14 protein-coding genes are annotated in these 14,339 nt (G+C 64.9%); 7 read left to right on the top strand and 7 right to left on the bottom strand.

Features of this window, described 5'->3' with window-relative positions:
• Nucleotides 1–128: 128 nt before the first annotated feature.
• From JQ627_RS13695 to JQ627_RS13680, 4 genes are all read right to left on the bottom strand, one after another.
• A complete protein-coding gene (locus JQ627_RS13695; protein WP_212484705.1) occupies nt 129–704 on the bottom strand; it encodes a hypothetical protein in 576 nt (191 codons plus the stop codon).
• A 202-nt stretch (nt 705–906) separates the two neighbouring features.
• Nucleotides 907–2,220, bottom strand: coding sequence for a tetratricopeptide repeat protein (locus JQ627_RS13690; protein WP_212484704.1), 1,314 nt, complete (start codon nt 2,218–2,220; stop codon nt 907–909).
• Nucleotides 2,221–2,236: 16 nt separating this feature from the next.
• A complete protein-coding gene (locus JQ627_RS13685) occupies nt 2,237–3,247 on the bottom strand; it encodes an aldo/keto reductase (protein ID WP_212484703.1) in 1,011 nt (336 codons plus the stop codon).
• Between the two features lie 168 nt (nt 3,248–3,415).
• Nucleotides 3,416–3,841 carry a PaaI family thioesterase gene (locus JQ627_RS13680; RefSeq protein ID WP_212484702.1) on the bottom strand — a complete coding sequence of 142 codons (426 nt, stop codon included), beginning with the start codon at nt 3,839–3,841 and terminating at the stop codon, nt 3,416–3,418.
• Between the two features lie 69 nt (nt 3,842–3,910).
• On the opposite strand from JQ627_RS13680, the gene JQ627_RS13675 reads away from it, so the two are divergent.
• Together JQ627_RS13675 and JQ627_RS13670 are read left to right on the top strand one after the other, a co-directional pair.
• A complete protein-coding gene (locus JQ627_RS13675; protein WP_409363807.1) occupies nt 3,911–4,540 on the top strand; it encodes an NUDIX hydrolase in 630 nt (209 codons plus the stop codon).
• 56 nt (nt 4,541–4,596) lie between these two features.
• Nucleotides 4,597–5,823, top strand: coding sequence for a hypothetical protein (locus JQ627_RS13670; protein WP_212484700.1), 1,227 nt, complete (start codon nt 4,597–4,599; stop codon nt 5,821–5,823).
• A gap of 152 nt (nt 5,824–5,975) precedes the next feature.
• On the opposite strand, the gene JQ627_RS13665 is transcribed toward JQ627_RS13670, so the two are convergent.
• Nucleotides 5,976–6,293 (bottom strand): hypothetical protein, encoded by a 318-nt coding sequence (locus JQ627_RS13665; RefSeq protein WP_212484820.1) that lies wholly within the window; start codon nt 6,291–6,293, stop codon nt 5,976–5,978.
• A gap of 196 nt (nt 6,294–6,489) precedes the next feature.
• On the opposite strand from JQ627_RS13665, the gene JQ627_RS13660 reads away from it, so the two are divergent.
• From JQ627_RS13660 to JQ627_RS13640, 5 genes are all read left to right on the top strand, one after another.
• Complete coding sequence (locus JQ627_RS13660; protein WP_212484699.1) at nt 6,490–6,969, top strand: hypothetical protein; 480 nt, start codon at nt 6,490–6,492, stop codon at nt 6,967–6,969.
• A 196-nt stretch (nt 6,970–7,165) separates the two neighbouring features.
• Nucleotides 7,166–8,113 (top strand): TAXI family TRAP transporter solute-binding subunit, encoded by a 948-nt coding sequence (locus tag JQ627_RS13655; RefSeq protein ID WP_212484698.1) that lies wholly within the window; start codon nt 7,166–7,168, stop codon nt 8,111–8,113.
• 184 nt (nt 8,114–8,297) lie between these two features.
• Nucleotides 8,298–10,406 (top strand): TRAP transporter permease, encoded by a 2,109-nt coding sequence (locus tag JQ627_RS13650; RefSeq protein WP_212484697.1) that lies wholly within the window; start codon nt 8,298–8,300, stop codon nt 10,404–10,406.
• Nucleotides 10,403–10,780 carry a DUF1850 domain-containing protein gene (locus JQ627_RS13645; RefSeq protein ID WP_312015759.1) on the top strand — a complete coding sequence of 126 codons (378 nt, stop codon included), beginning with the start codon at nt 10,403–10,405 and terminating at the stop codon, nt 10,778–10,780. Before JQ627_RS13650 ends, JQ627_RS13645 begins: the two co-directional genes overlap by 4 nt.
• 46 nt (nt 10,781–10,826) lie before the next feature.
• Nucleotides 10,827–11,633: an SDR family NAD(P)-dependent oxidoreductase gene (locus JQ627_RS13640; RefSeq protein ID WP_212484695.1), complete on the top strand. Its 807-nt coding sequence runs from the start codon at nt 10,827–10,829 to the stop codon at nt 11,631–11,633.
• 64 nt (nt 11,634–11,697) lie between these two features.
• Here the strand turns inward: JQ627_RS13640 and JQ627_RS13635 are convergent, their stop codons facing one another.
• Both JQ627_RS13635 and JQ627_RS13630 read right to left on the bottom strand, forming a co-directional pair.
• Nucleotides 11,698–12,468 carry a hypothetical protein gene (locus tag JQ627_RS13635; RefSeq protein WP_212484694.1) on the bottom strand — a complete coding sequence of 257 codons (771 nt, stop codon included), beginning with the start codon at nt 12,466–12,468 and terminating at the stop codon, nt 11,698–11,700.
• Nucleotides 12,469–12,681: 213 nt separating this feature from the next.
• Nucleotides 12,682–14,259, bottom strand: coding sequence for a sodium:proton antiporter (locus JQ627_RS13630; RefSeq protein WP_212484693.1), 1,578 nt, complete (start codon nt 14,257–14,259; stop codon nt 12,682–12,684).
• Between the last annotated feature and the right edge of the window lie 80 nt (nt 14,260–14,339).

Genomic DNA, 14,339 nt, shown 5'->3' with positions numbered 1-14,339 from the left:
AACTCTCGGGCCCCGCCTCCGATCGCGATCCTCAATGAGGACGCACGAGAGAGCATACAAGGCTGACCTGGAGTTTCAACGGAAGGATGCGCGCTCGCCCGGTGACAAGCAGGGCGGCGCGACGAGCGCTATTTGAACGGATCCTGGATCGATGGCGACGATTGCCGGATGCGGCGCACGCTCACCGGCTTGCCGTCGGAGACGAACAGCAGTTCGTATCTGCGGCCCTCGCTGTCGGTGGCTGAACAGGTGACGTCCGTCACCTTCTTGGCGGCGAAATTGCCGGTCTGGCGGCAGACACCGGTCGAGGTCTGCTCTGCCGGCACCGGCAGGCCGTCGACCTTGGGCCGGTCCTTGGAATTGAGCAGCATGCGGTCGATTCGCAGCTCGTAGGAATTGTCGTCCGCGCGCTGGCCGTTCTCGCCGGAGAACGACACGACATGGTTGGCGTCGGAGGGATCGTCGACGGCGACCGCGAAATTGACCCGGCCCTTGTCGCCATGGGCGTAGGCCACGGTCTTGCAAGCGAAGGTACGCCCATCGACCTTCAGCGTCTTGCAGTGGCCCGACATCAGCGCCAGAAGGTCGATGAAGGCGTTTTGCGCCGGCGGGTTGTTGACGGGAATGGGCGCAGAAGATTCGGCAAAACAAGGGCTTGCGAGAGCCGCGAGGGCCGCGGCGAGGACCGGTCGGCGGAGGCGCATCATCAGGCTCGTATGCCAGGGGGCCACGGCGGCGGAAAAGTTCCGCCCGACAACGATCGAACCGCAAATAGGTTGCGATCCCGTTTGTTCAGCCAAGCCCGACTGGAATACCACCGCGCCACCCATCGGCGATTCACCTGATCGCCCCATCCCGTCCTAGCAGGGCACTTGCTGCCAGACCGATGTTTTTTTCGTGGCAGAGCTAGCCCATCGCCGCCTGCCAGCGCGTGTCGCGAAGTGAAGGCCGGCGGTGCAGGCGGGCGTCGAGCAGCGCGCGGGCGCGGGGCAGCTCGCCGCTGCGCATGAGCGCGACGATGTAGGTATCCTCGATCAGTTCGCGCTGGGCATGGCTGCCGCCGATGCGCACGACCTCGCCGAGGACCGGCGCGAGCGTTTGCACGCATGAAGTGTAGTCCGCGCCGGCAAAGGCCACGAGCGCACGGCAGATCGCCGGCACCACGGGACCGGCCGGTAGCTTGCCGTCGCCGAGCCGCTGCTCGATCGCCGCAAGGCGCGCGGTGAGCGCCTCCTGGTTCTGCATCGCCGCAGCGAACAGCGCCATGTGGACGTCGGCAAAGGGCAGGCTCGATTTCGGAAACAGTTTTTGCGCGGTGGCATCGGCCTCGAGCCAGAGCGCCTCCGGCACGGTGTGGCCGTAAGCCGACAGGCGCCAGAGCAGCGAGGCGCCGTCGGTGATGACGTTGAGCGGCGGCGCCTGCGTGGCGGAGGGCTGGAGCACGTCGGCATAGATCGCAAGCGCGCGCGCCGCATCGCCATGTTCGAGCGCGCCGAGCGCCTGGTGCCAGCGGATATGGCCGTGCAGGATGCCAGCGCGATCGTAAGAGGGTATCCATTCGTCGACGAGACGATCGGCCGCGTCGATCGAGCCGTCCTCGAACATCGCATGCAGCACGGCGTGTGCGGCGTGGGCGTTCTGACGGCGCAGGTCGAAGCCACGCTCGGTGACGCGGCGGCCGCGCGCGACGTCGCCGTTTTCGGTCATGGCCCAGCCGTACATGGTGAGAAACCACCAGTCCTCGCCATAGTGCTGCGCGACGCGCTCGCACAACTCGTGCCGCGCGCGGTCGTGATCGGCCATGCCGGAGAACGCGAACAGGCCGAACGCACCGAGCGGCAGCGACAGCACCACCGCATCGCGCGGCCAGCTCTCGATATGCTTTCGCATTGCTGCGATCGCTTCGACCAGCCGGCCCTCGATCGCGAGCGCCAGCGTCTCGACATGCGAGCGCTCGCGCTCCGTGCCGCGTTTCGCCACCAACTCGCGCGCGGCCGTCGCCTTCTGCCGCGCGAGATCGCCCTGCTGGTAGAAGGCATGAACGCGGGCGCGAGCAATGTGCGGAAGCGCGAAATCCGGATCGGCCGCGATGGCGCGCTCCAGCGTTTCCGCCGTGCCGGTCCACCCCGCGAGCATGAGGTCGACGCCGTTGCGATAGGCGGATGCCGCCTCATCCGAAGAGGTGGAGAGCGGCAGGCCGAAGCGGTCTTCAAGCAGCATCGTTGTCCCCGAAAGTTCACGCCGTCCGCGCGCGGCGTCCTTCGATCGGATAGGCGGGATCGTTGTAGCCCGGCGTCGAGGGATGGCCCGGCACGACCAGCCGGTCGATCAGCGCCTCGTCATCCGCAGTGAAGCGGTAGCCGAGCGCGCCGATGTAGCCGTCCCACTGCTCCTCGGTGCGCGGACCCCCGACGATCGAGGAGACGAAGGCGGAGTTCAGCACCCAGGCGACCGCGAACTGGCCGGCGGTGATGCCCTTTTTCTCGGCGTGATTCTTGATCTCCTGCGCGAGCTGGAGCGATTCCGGCCGCCATTCCGTCTGCATCATGCGGGTGTCGTTGCGGCCGGCGCGCGTCTCCTTGTCCGGCGCTGCGTCGGGCCTGTACTTGCCGGTGAGGACGCCGCGCGCCAGCGGGCTGTAGGGGACGATGCCGAGGCCGTAATAGGAGCAGGCCGGAAAGTGCTCGACCTCGGGCATGCGGTTCATCGCGTTGTAATAGGGCTGGCTTACCGCGGGCCGGTCGATGCCGAGCCGGTCGCAGATGTTGCAGATCTCGGCGACGCGCCAGGCGCGATAGTTCGAGACGCCGAAATAGCGAACCTTGCCGGCGCGGATCAAATCGCCCATTGCGCGCACCGTCTCCTCCAGCGGCGTCGCATGGTCCTCCTTGTGCAGATAGTAGATGTCGATGTGGTCGGTGCCGAGCCGCTTCAGGCTCTCGTCCGCTGCCTGCAACACCCAGCGCCGCGACAGCCCGACACGGTTGGGATCGTCGCCCATGGGATTGGCGAGTTTCGTGGCAAGCACCCAGGCGTGACGATCGCTGGCGATGGCGCGGCCGACGACCTCCTCGGAGGCGCCCTTCGAATAGGCGTCGGCCGTGTCGATGAAATTGATCCCGGCCTCATGCGCTTTCGCGATGATCCGTTTGGATGCGGCTTCATCCGTCGGCCCGCCGAACATCATGGTGCCCAGACAGATCGGCGACACTTTCAGGCCGCTACGGCCGAGCTGGCGGTATTGCATGGGCTATTTCCTCAACGCTATCGGAGCAGACAGCATAGCCAGCTAATTCCGTCATTGCGAGCGCAGCGAAGCCATCCAGAGATGCACCCGCGGAAAGATGCTGGATTGCTTCGCTGCGCTCGCAATGACGAGGTGGGTGTGGCGCGTAGCGTCGGCCTGGCCGCGCGCCTATGCCGGCCCCTTCAAGATCTTGAACACGCCATTCGCCATCACGATGCAGCGGCCGTCGACGGTGACTTCGGTGCTCATGAAGATCAGGCTGCGCGTCGAGCGCACCACGCGCGGGCGGGAGATCAGGATGTCCCCGATCTGGCCGGCCTCGACGAAATGGGTGTCGAGCTGCACCGTCGCCATGAACTCCTTGCCGGAGACGTAGCGGGCGGTCATGCCGCAGGTGCGGTCCGCGAACGTCATCATCACGCCGCCCTGGACCATGCCGCGGCGGTTGTGGTGCTTGTCCTCGGTCGCGAGTGCGAATTCGTAATGTCCGTCGACCTTGCGTTCCCACAAGGGGCCGATCAGGTGCATGAAGCCCGTGGTCTCGAGGATGCTCCAGCCGTCCGATTTGAGCCTCGCGGCGGCCTTGCTCGTCATCTTCCAGTCCATCCTTGCAACGCTTGATCTCTCCTCGTTTCATCAGATGCAGTCCTGGTGTAGTCAAGCATCATGAGAGCTTTCGACGATGCCACCAGACGGAATATCGCAGAGGCCTGTGCGGCATTCGCGCGGCTGCCTGACGAGGTCGAGCCGTCGGCGCTGAAGCGTGCCGCAGTGGTGCTGGCGCTGACCGAATCCAATGACGGCGACGACACCGCTTTCCTGCTCACCAAGCGCGCATCGAGCCTTCGTGCCCATCGCGGCCAATGGGCCTTGCCGGGCGGTCGCTGCGACGCCGGCGAGACGCCGGTCGAGGCGGCGCTGCGCGAGCTTGATGAGGAGCTTGGCCTCCGCCTCACGCACGCGGAGGTGCTCGGCACGCTCGACGATTATCCGACCCGCTCCGGCTATCTGATCACGCCGGTGGTGGTTTGGACGGCCGACAGTGCCGCGATCCGGCCGAACCCGGATGAGGTCGCCTCCGTTCACCGCATCGCGCTCGCCACGATCGAGCGCGAAGATGCGTTCGACTTCACCGCGATCCCCGAAAGCTCCCGCCGCGTAATCCGCTTCCATCATCAGATGAGCCTGATCCACGCGCCGACGGCGGCGCTGATCTATCAGTTCCGCGAGGTGCTGGCGGGGCGGCATACCCGCGTCACCGAGCTGGAACAGCCGGTGTTCGCCTGGAAGTGACGATGGTAAACGGCGCGTTAACGTGACGGTTACCGGATGCCTGCTAAGAGGGCAGCATGCATCACTCGATTCGAAATCGCCTGTCAGTTTCCTTGGCTCTGGTTCCATTCGCGCTCGTCCTGCTTGCGCCCGCCGCGCGTGGCGGGGAGTCCGACGCGCTGCCGCCCGCCGTCCGCGATGCCAAGGCCCAGCTCCTGTCGCAGTTTTTTGCGCAAGGCGGGGCCTCGCCGGCCGTGCTCGAATATCGCCGCAAGCTGCAGGAATATCAGGCGGCGCGCGCCGCCTTCGACGAGCAGGCCGGCGCCTATTGGAGCCAGATCTCCGAGAAGCGAAAAGGCCGCAACGCCAAGCGGCGCAGCGGACAGCAGGTGACGCTGGACGATTACGTGCTGGAGCATCCGCCGCTCTATAACGGGCCGAAGCGGCCGGTGAATCCGGAGCCGGAGGAGACGCCGGAGCGCCCGACCAGGAAGCCGATTCCCGTCGTCGCCGATCTCCTGAGCGCGGCGCGGGAGCTCTACCAGTTCACGCCGCAGCGGCCGTCCAGCGAGATCGAGTTCAAGCGCGCCTACGCACGCTACGCGCTCGCATCAGGCCTGACGCGCGAGCAGGCGGTGCGGGTTTATTCGTTCGAAACCGGCGGCACCGGCAGCTACGACGTGCAGGCGGGCATCGAGCACGGCGGCAAGCGCGCGATCTCGACCGCGATGGGCTACAATCAACTCTTGACCACCAACAGCGTCGAGCTGCTGGCCGAACAGGGCCACGAATTCATCCGCGCGCTCTCCGACAAGGTGGCGCGGAGCTCTGGGCCGGCGCGCCAGGCGCTCGAGCACAAGCTCACTGTGCTGAAGAAGATGGTGGCCCATGCGAAGTCGGTGCCCGACACCTGGTCGGAGCACGAGAAGATCGGCAACACCGCGCAGGGCTGGGCCATGCATGCGATGGTGCTCGACATCGACATCGGCCCGATGCTGCAGACCCACAAGCTCTTGACCTCGGTGCTGTTCGCTCGCACCAAGGGGTACAGCCGTCCGCTCAGCGCGGCCGAGCTCGAGATGATGAACCTCACCGGCGATGGCACCGGTCTCGACATGGTGACGATGCCGCAGGCGATGCGCGAGCAGGTGCCGACTTCGAACTTCTTCCAGCGCGGCGGCTACGAGCGCAACCCGGTCGCGATCCGCCACAACACGGTGGCGAAGCTGCTGGCCGTGACGGATACGCGGATGGACAGCAACAGCAATAATGCCGGTGCGCGGGAGCTGGCGGGGGCGTTTTAGTCCTCGCTGCCACATCCTCCGCTGTCATGCCCCGGCCTGACCGGGGCATCCAGTAGGCCGCAGCCTGTCGATTGAATCACAACGGCCTCTGGAATACTGGATCACCCGCCTTCGCGGGTGATGACACCGAATGCTTGGGTTCGCCGGCGCCCCTACTGATCCGGCCCGAACTTGAACTTGCCGTCGCCTTCAAGATACGGGCCGGTGCGCATGTAGAGCTGGCCGTTATGGCCGATGAAGAAGAGCGTGCCCTTCGGCACCTTCTTGGCGCCCTTCAGGAGTTCGCCGGCATTGCTGGTGCCCATCTTGTAGGCGAAGGCCTTGCCGTCCTTGTCATAGGCATAGCCCATGTCGGACCTGAGCTCCCACGGCGTTGCCGCGGTCTGCGCGCATGCGGGAGCCGCGAACGCGCCGAGCACCATTACGAATGCAGTCGAAACAAGTGCAAATGTCTTTTTTGGAAATGCCATCATCCCATCCTCCCCATCGTTGGGGTTGCCGACATTGAACAAATCACGAACGGCGTGTCCGGGTCAATTTGCGAAAGCGCCGCAGCGCATCACGTCCTGCCCAGCAGTTTGTGATTTTCCCTTCGTCCCCGCGCGACTATGTTCCGCTTTCCGTCTAGAACGCAATTCGACAAAATTATTGGTGGGGATGATTCGGATGCGCCACGTGATAAAACTTTGCTGGGCTGCTGCATTGTCGCTGACGGCGCTGGCGCCTGTCGCCCGGGCGGATGACTACCAGCTCAGCCACAACCAGCGGATTTCGTGCAGCCGCGGCCTCGCCCCGGGCAAACTGAACACCGCAACCTGCAAGTCCTACACCTACCTGTTCAATACCAAGACCTCGGAATATTTCCGCTGCCAGGTCTCGCTGGCGCTGACCCGCGACAACAAGGAAGTCATCAACGTCCAGACCGACGGCGGCTGCACCAAGAAGCCGCGCATCTTCGAGACCGACGGCAAATATGATTTCGACGCGACCGAGACCGAGCCGCCGAACACCAACTCGTTCTTCGGCCCCGGCGGCTACTCGATCTGGGCGGCCGACACGGCCGCGCAGAAGATCCGCGGCTGCATCACCATCTCCTCCGGCCTCGGCTCCGACATCTCCAAGTGCCTGGACATGACCTTCCAGTAGGAGGTTGCCAGTCAAGCTTGCCAGCGACGGTGAGACGGGCGTCAGATCCAAACTGCGCCACCTCGCCGCACCCGCCGGGTTCCCGAAAGTCGAGCCGGGTCAGCCGTTTACCGCAGTCCTGTTGTGACTTTTGGATGGGTTGACCCGCTTCCCCCATCCGGCCAATTTCCCGGCCGGTTTGGGGAGTACAACAACCATGAAACGGACGATTTTCGGCGCGGCCGCGGCTCTTGCCCTGGCGGCGTCAGCACCTTGCGCGCATGCGCAATCCTTCATCAACGTGCTGACCGGCGGCACCTCCGGCGTCTACTATCCGCTCGGGGTCGCGATCGGGAAGATCTACGGCGACAAGATTCCGAACGTGAAGACGCAGGTGCAGGCCACCAAGGCGTCGGTCGAGAATTTGATCCTGCTCCAGCAGGGCCGCGGCGAACTGGCGTTCACGCTGGGTGACTCGCTCAAGGCCGCCTGGGACGGCGACGAGGAAGCGGGTTTCAAGAACAAGCTGGACAAGCTCAGGACCATCGGCGCGATCTATCCGAACTACATCCAGATCGTCGCGACCGCCGAGAGCGGCATCAAGACGCTGGCGGACCTCAAGGGCAAGAGCCTGTCGGTCGGCGCGCCGAAGTCGGGCACGGAACTGAATTCGCGCGCGATCCTCAGCGCAGCCGGCATGAGCTACAAGGACCTCGGCAAGGTCGAATATCTGCCGTTCGCCGAATCCGTCGACCTGATGAAGAACCGCCAGCTCGGTGCGACGCTCCAGTCGGCCGGCCTTGGCGTCGCTTCGCTGAAAGACCTTTCGACCTCCAGCCCGATCACTGTCGTGTCGGTGCCGAAGGAGACCGTGGACAAGATCGGCCCGCCCTTCATCTCGGCGACCATTCCCGCCAACACCTATACCGGCCAGGACAAGGACGTTCCGACCGCGGCCGTGGTCAATTATCTCGTGACCAGCTCGGCAGTGTCGGACGATCTCGCCTACCAGATGACCAAGCTGGTGTTCGAGTCGCTGCCGGAGTTGCAGAATGCCCATGCTGCGGGCAAGGAGATCAAGCTCGAGACGGCCGCCAGTGGCAGCCCGGTTCCGCTGCACCCCGGCGCGATCCGCTATTACAAGGAAAAAGGGCTGATCAAGTAATCAGCTTTCGTCGTCGGACGTCATGGCCGGGCAAAAGCGCGAAGCGCGTCTTCGCGCAGATGTCCCGGCCATCCACGTTCTAAGGCTAGGCGAGAAAGTCCGTGGATGCCCGGGACAAGCCCGGGCATGACGGTCTGGAGACGCTGTGCAATATTAAAAGCGCTGGACGGTTGGGGACATATCGATGTTGCAGGCAGAGGGCTCCGCCGAGCCCATCAAGGTTGAATTCGACAATTTCGAGCACGGTTTCCCCGAAGGTTTTGGTCCGGGCTGGTGGGGCAATCTCGCCTACTGGATCGGCATCGCGTTCGCGACCTTCCAGCTCTATGTCGCCGCCTTCAACTATCTGCCGAGCCAGGTGGTGCGCGGCGTCCATGTCGGCTTCCTCGTCCTGCTCACCTTCGGCCTGATCGCCAACTTCACTGCGAAGAGCGACCTTGGCCGTGCGCTCGGCTGGGCGATCGGCGCTGCTGGCTTTTTCTGCGGTCTCTACCAGTGGATCTTCTATGCCGATTTGATCGCGCGCGACGGCGATCCGACCAGGCTCGATCTCGCGGTTGGTACGCTGCTCGCGGTGCTGATCTTCGAGGGCACCCGCCGCCTGATGGGCGCGGCGCTGCCGCTGATGTGTGGCGCCTGTCTGCTCTACTGGTTCTTCGGACAATATCTGCCGTCGCCGCTCAACCATCGCGGCTATGATTTCGACCAGATCGTCACGCATCTGTCGTTTGGCACCGAAGGTTTTTACGGCGTGCCGATCTACGTCTCGGCGACCTACATCTTCCTGTTCATCCTGTTCGGCTCGTTCCTGGAGCGCGCCGGCATGATTCAGCTCTTCACCGACGTTTCTCTTGGGCTGTTTGGCAGGACCCGCGGCGGCCCCGCCAAGGTCGCCGTGTTCGCCTCGGGCATGATGGGCACGATCTCCGGCTCCGGCGTCGCCAACGTCGTCACCGTCGGTCAGTTCACGATTCCGTTGATGATCAAGTTCGGCTATCGCCGCGCGTTCGCCGCCGGCGTCGAGGCGACGGCCTCGATGGGCGGGCAGATCATGCCGCCGGTGATGGGCGCAGTCGCCTTCATCATGGCGGAGACGCTCGGTGTCCAGTACTCGGAGATCGTCAAGGCGGCGGCGATTCCCGCGGTCCTCTATTTCGCCTCGGCGTTCTGGATGGTGCACCTGGAGGCCGGCAAGCACGGCCTGGTCGGCATGAAGCGCTCGGAGATCCCGAGCGCCTGGAAGGCGCTGGTGACGCGCTGGTACCTCGTGCTGCCGCTGGCCGCTCTCGTCTACATGCTGTTCGAAGGCTTTACACCGCTCTATGCCGGCAGCATGGGCCTTGCGCTGACGGTGACGCTGATCCTCGGCACCGCCATCACGACCGGTGCCTCCTCGAACGTGATCCGATACATCTTCTGGATCGGGCTCGCGCTCGTCGTCGCCGCGCTGTCGCGTGATGGCCTCCAGATCGTCCCGGTCGCCAGCGTCGTGGTCGGGCTGATCGTGATCACCGCGTTCATCCGTGGTGGGTTGAAGGCTCTGCGCGACTGCCGCGATGCGCTGGCGGAAAGCGCGAAGTCCGCCATCACCGTCGGCATGGCCTGCGCCATTGTCGGCGTCATCATCGGTATGATGTCGCAGACCGGCGTCGGCACCATCTTTGGCAGCTGGGTGATCGGGCTCGGCGAGAAGAGCCTGTTCCTGGCGCTGATCATGACCATGCTGCTGTCGATCCTGCTCGGCACCGGCATCCCGACCATCCCGACCTACATCATTACCGCTGCGCTCGCAGCTCCGGCGCTGGCCAAACTCGGCGTGCCGCTGATCGCGAGCCATATGTTCGCGTTCTATTACGGCATCATGGCCGACCTCTCGCCGCCGGTGGCGCTCGCGGCGCTCGCGGCGGCGCCGATCGCGAAGGAGAACCCGGACAAGATCGGCTGGGAGGCGATGCGCATCGCGCTCGCCGGCTACGTCATCCCCTTCATCTTCGTCTATTCGCCGGCGCTGATGTTGCAGGCCGGCGATCCCATGGCGGCCAAGCTTGGCTTCTACGGCGCGGTGGCGCTCGCGACCTTCAAGGCGCTGGTAGCGATCGCCCTGTTCGGCATGGTGGCGATCGGCTTCCTGTTCACGCGGCTGACGCTGCTCGAACGTGTCGTCGCGCTCGGCGCCGCGATGTGCCTGCTCGGCGACTTCGCCTTCAGCGACACCGCGGGCTTCGTGCTCTCGGCAGCGCTCGTGCTGTGGCAGTGGCGGCAGCGTCCGCCGGCAGTAATCGAGGCGGTGTGAGCCTCTGCTTCGCAACAGCTTCAGGCGTGAAGGCGCTCGCGCTTTCCGCCTTCACGCTGGTGTGGACGCATTCGATCGCCAAGGTCGACTGGCAGGAAGACTGGCGCGTGACGCCGGCCGGCCTCGAATTGGTGCAGGCCCGCGTCAAGGGCACCGGCCCCGGCATGGAGCCGCCGCCTGAGGCGCGGCTCGTCGACGGCTGGTTTCAGTGGAGGCCCGCGCGCGCGCCGATGCCGGAGGTCGTGCTGGGTAATTCCGGTGCGGCCGGTGAATGGCGGCTATGCCATGATGGAAAGTGCCGGACGCTTTCGGAGATTGTCGGCCATCCCATCGGTGCTAACGTCACCACGATGAAGATCTGCAACGATCCGTAGCTCGCCACGCCCGGGCTACAATCAACAACAACACGGGAGAAAAGCGATGGATCGGCTCAAGGGCAAGGTTGCGATGGTGGTGGGCGCCGGCTCGATCGGGCCGGGCTGGGGCAACGGCAAGGCGACCGCCGTGACCTTTGCGCGCGAGGGCGCGCAGGTGTTTTGCGTCGACCGCAACGGTGCCGCGGCCGAAGAGACCGCGAAGATCATCACGGATGAGGGCGGCAAGGCGGCCGCCTTCACCGCGGACGTCTCGCGCGCGAGCGAGATCGAGGCGATGGTCGCGACGTGCCTGAAGGCTTTCGGCCGCATCGACGTGCTCGACAACAATGTCGGCATCGCCGAGATGGGCAGCGTGGTCGAGGTGGCCGAGGAGAGCTGGGACCGCGTCTTCACCGTCAACCTCAAGAGTGCCTATCTCGCCATGAAGCACGTCATCCCCGTCATGGTGAAGCAGGGCGGCGGCTCGATCATCAACATCTCCTCGATCGCATCGATCCGCCATGTCGGGATTTCCTATGTCAGCTACAACGCCAGCAAAGCGGCGATGAACCAGCTGACGCGCTCAACCGCGATCGAGTTCGCGAAGAACCATGTGCGGGTGAACGCGATCCTGCCCGGCTTGATGAAGACGCCGATGGTGGAGCATTCCGTAGGGCTCGCCAACAGCTACGCCAAGGGCGACGTCGAGGCGATGTGGCGCGCCCGCGATGCGCAGGTGCCGATGGGCCATATGGGCGAGGCCTGGGACGTCGCGAATGCGGCGCTGTTCCTGGCGTCGGACGAGTCGAAATATGTGACAGGGATCGAGCTGGTGGTCGACGGCGGGATCACGTGCAAGGCGGGGACATAAGGCGCCTCATACTCCGCTGTCGTCCCGGATCTGCGCTTCGCTTGTCCGGGACGACATCGGAGAACTACTGCGCCAGCGCCAGTATCCCGCCGGCAAATTCATGCCAGGCGGCGGTCTCGCTGATCGGCCAGTTCAAGAACTTCACCGCGAGCAGCGCGAGCGTGCCGTAGATGTAGACTGGGTGCACGCGGCCATCGGCGCGCCAGTCGCGCACCATGGCGACGACGAGCAGCAGCGAAGCGACCACGGCCGGGGCGATCGTCGCGGGCACCGGAGGCGGGCCGGGCGGCCCGGGAGGCGCAAGGAAGGTCAGGAACCAGCGCGCGATCGCGGCATCGAGGATCGAGACCGCGGCGAGCAGCATGAGGCGCTTGTGAACTTCAGGCTTCCGCGTGTTCATGATCGCGAGCACGAACACCACAGCAAAGAACGCGATGCCGCTCATCGGCACGATCGAGAAGCCGATGCCGGCGTCTTTCTGCCCGAGCGCAGCCGCATGCTGCATCACATGCACGGAGGCGAGGAAGCCGAAGATCGTCATCGCTGTGGCAAGCGACACGCCGGCAATCCCGAGCGCGCGGTGATTGACCACGCGGCCCGACGCCGCGAGCCAGGTCTGGATCACGAAATAGAGAGACCAGGTGAAGAACAGGAGTCCATGAAAATGAATCACCGGGCTCGCGGAAAACGTCCGCTGCGCGAGCGGCACAAAATAGGTCGGTGCGAAGCCGAGAAACGCGGTGGCCGCACAGGCCAGTGCCATATTGAGATAAAAATATCGTGCAGGCGACGCATCACGCGCGCGTACACGACGGTCGTCGATCAAGGTCGTCATCTGGAATGAGTCTGGAGAGGCGGTGTTTGGTTCAACGCAGGCCGCCCCTCCAACGTCGTCCCGGGCGCGCGCAGCGCGAGCCCGGGTCCCATAACCAAAGGGAGCGGTTTGACGCGAAGCTGGTAACTCCGAGTCTTCGCAAAACTTTTGCTGCGGCGTATCGGTCCGGGATTTGCGCTTCGCTTGCCCGGGACGGCGGCGGTGCTTGCGGACCTATCCCCCCGCGCTCAATTCTGCGCGATCGAGCTCTTCCTCGATCCGGTGAAACGCGTCGTCGCCGATCACCTCGGTGGCGCGGAGGTCGAAGATCGATTTGCGCGCGGCCTCGATGGCGCGGCGGCGCAGGGGATCGGCGGGCAACTCGCCTTTGGCGATGCCGCCGTGCGGATCGTCGTCGGCCTGCATCAGGATGGCGCGGTATTCGAGCCGCAGGATTTCCGCTTCCTCCGACGGATCGTCCTCGATCGCATCGAGCGCGGCGCGATAGGCGACCGCGCGGGCGCGCGCGACCTCGATACCGACGGGATCGTCGTCCTTGAGGCCGAAGGCGAGGATGAGCGGCCGCAGCGTCAGGCCCTGGATGATCAGCGAGCCCAGCACCACCGCAAAGGCGATGAAGACGATGAAGTCGCGATAGGGGAAGTTTTCCGGCAGGGCGAAGGCGGTGGCGAGCGTGACGAGACCGCGCATGCCGCACCAGGAGATGATGAGGCCGCCCTTCGGCGAGGCGACCTGCTTCGGATCCTTCGGGTGATAGATGCCGTGCGCGATCAGCACGCGCAGCGTCGTGCGGTAGAACGTGATCCAGGCGAGCCGCACCAGGACCACCGTGAGCAGGATCCAGGCGGCAGCCACGCAATATTCCCAGCGGACCTCCGCGTCGAGCCGCGTCCAGATCGGCCGCATCTGCATGCCGATCAGCATGAAGGCGAGCACGTTGAGCACGAACACCATCGTCTCCCAGACCGCATAGGACGGCACCCTCAACCGCGCCGGCATGCGCGCCCCCGCCGTGCGCGCGACGGTGATGGCGTAGACGACGATGGTGAGGATGCCGGAGAGGCCGAGATGCTCGGCTGCGATCCAGACCATGAAGGTGGTGGCGAACTGCACGATGATCGCGCTCGGCGCTTCCTTCACGCGTTCCAGGAACAGCGGGATGATGCGCCCGGCCAAAAGACCGGCGAGGACGCTGCCGACCAGCCCGAGTGCGATCGTCGGCGCGACCTCGCTCCATTTCAGATGCTCCATGACGACAGCGCCGACCGCGATGCGATAGATCAGAAGCGCGCTGGCGTCGTTGAGCAGGCTCTCGCCTTCCAGGACCTTCACCATGCGATAGGGCAGCTTGACCTGGCTCAGGATTGCGACCGCTGCCGCCGCATCCGGCGGGGCCACGATGGCGCCGAGCGCAATGGCGGCGGCCCAGGGCATGTCAGGCATCAGCCGGTGCGCAACGAAGGCCACGCCGACCGTGGTCAGGCCGACCGCGGCCACCACCAGGGTCGAGACCGGAACCCAGTTGTTGCGGAGATCGCGCAGCGAGGTGTCGAAGGCGGCATCCATCAGCACCGGTGCGACAAAAAGCGCCAATGCCAAGTCGGGTTCGAGTGTCCAGGACGGGCTGTTCGGCACGAAGGCGATCAGCGCGCCGCCGATGGCGAGGAAGGTCGGGTAGGGGACCTTGATCCGCCGCGCCAGCGCCGATAATGCAACGGCGCCGAGCAGAAGCACGATGATCCATTCGAATGTCGACACGTTGATCCCCGAAACCGATTTTGGCTGTGCCACAAGCTAGCACCAATCCGGCCGTATGATGGATAATGCGGCCTCAAGGCAAGCCTCAAGCCAAGCCCCAAGCCAAGCCCCAA

Source organism: Bradyrhizobium liaoningense, assembly GCF_018130785.1.
Lineage (GTDB): Bacteria > Pseudomonadota > Alphaproteobacteria > Rhizobiales > Xanthobacteraceae > Bradyrhizobium > Bradyrhizobium liaoningense_A.
This window is presented reverse-complemented; position numbering and strand designations above follow the sequence as displayed.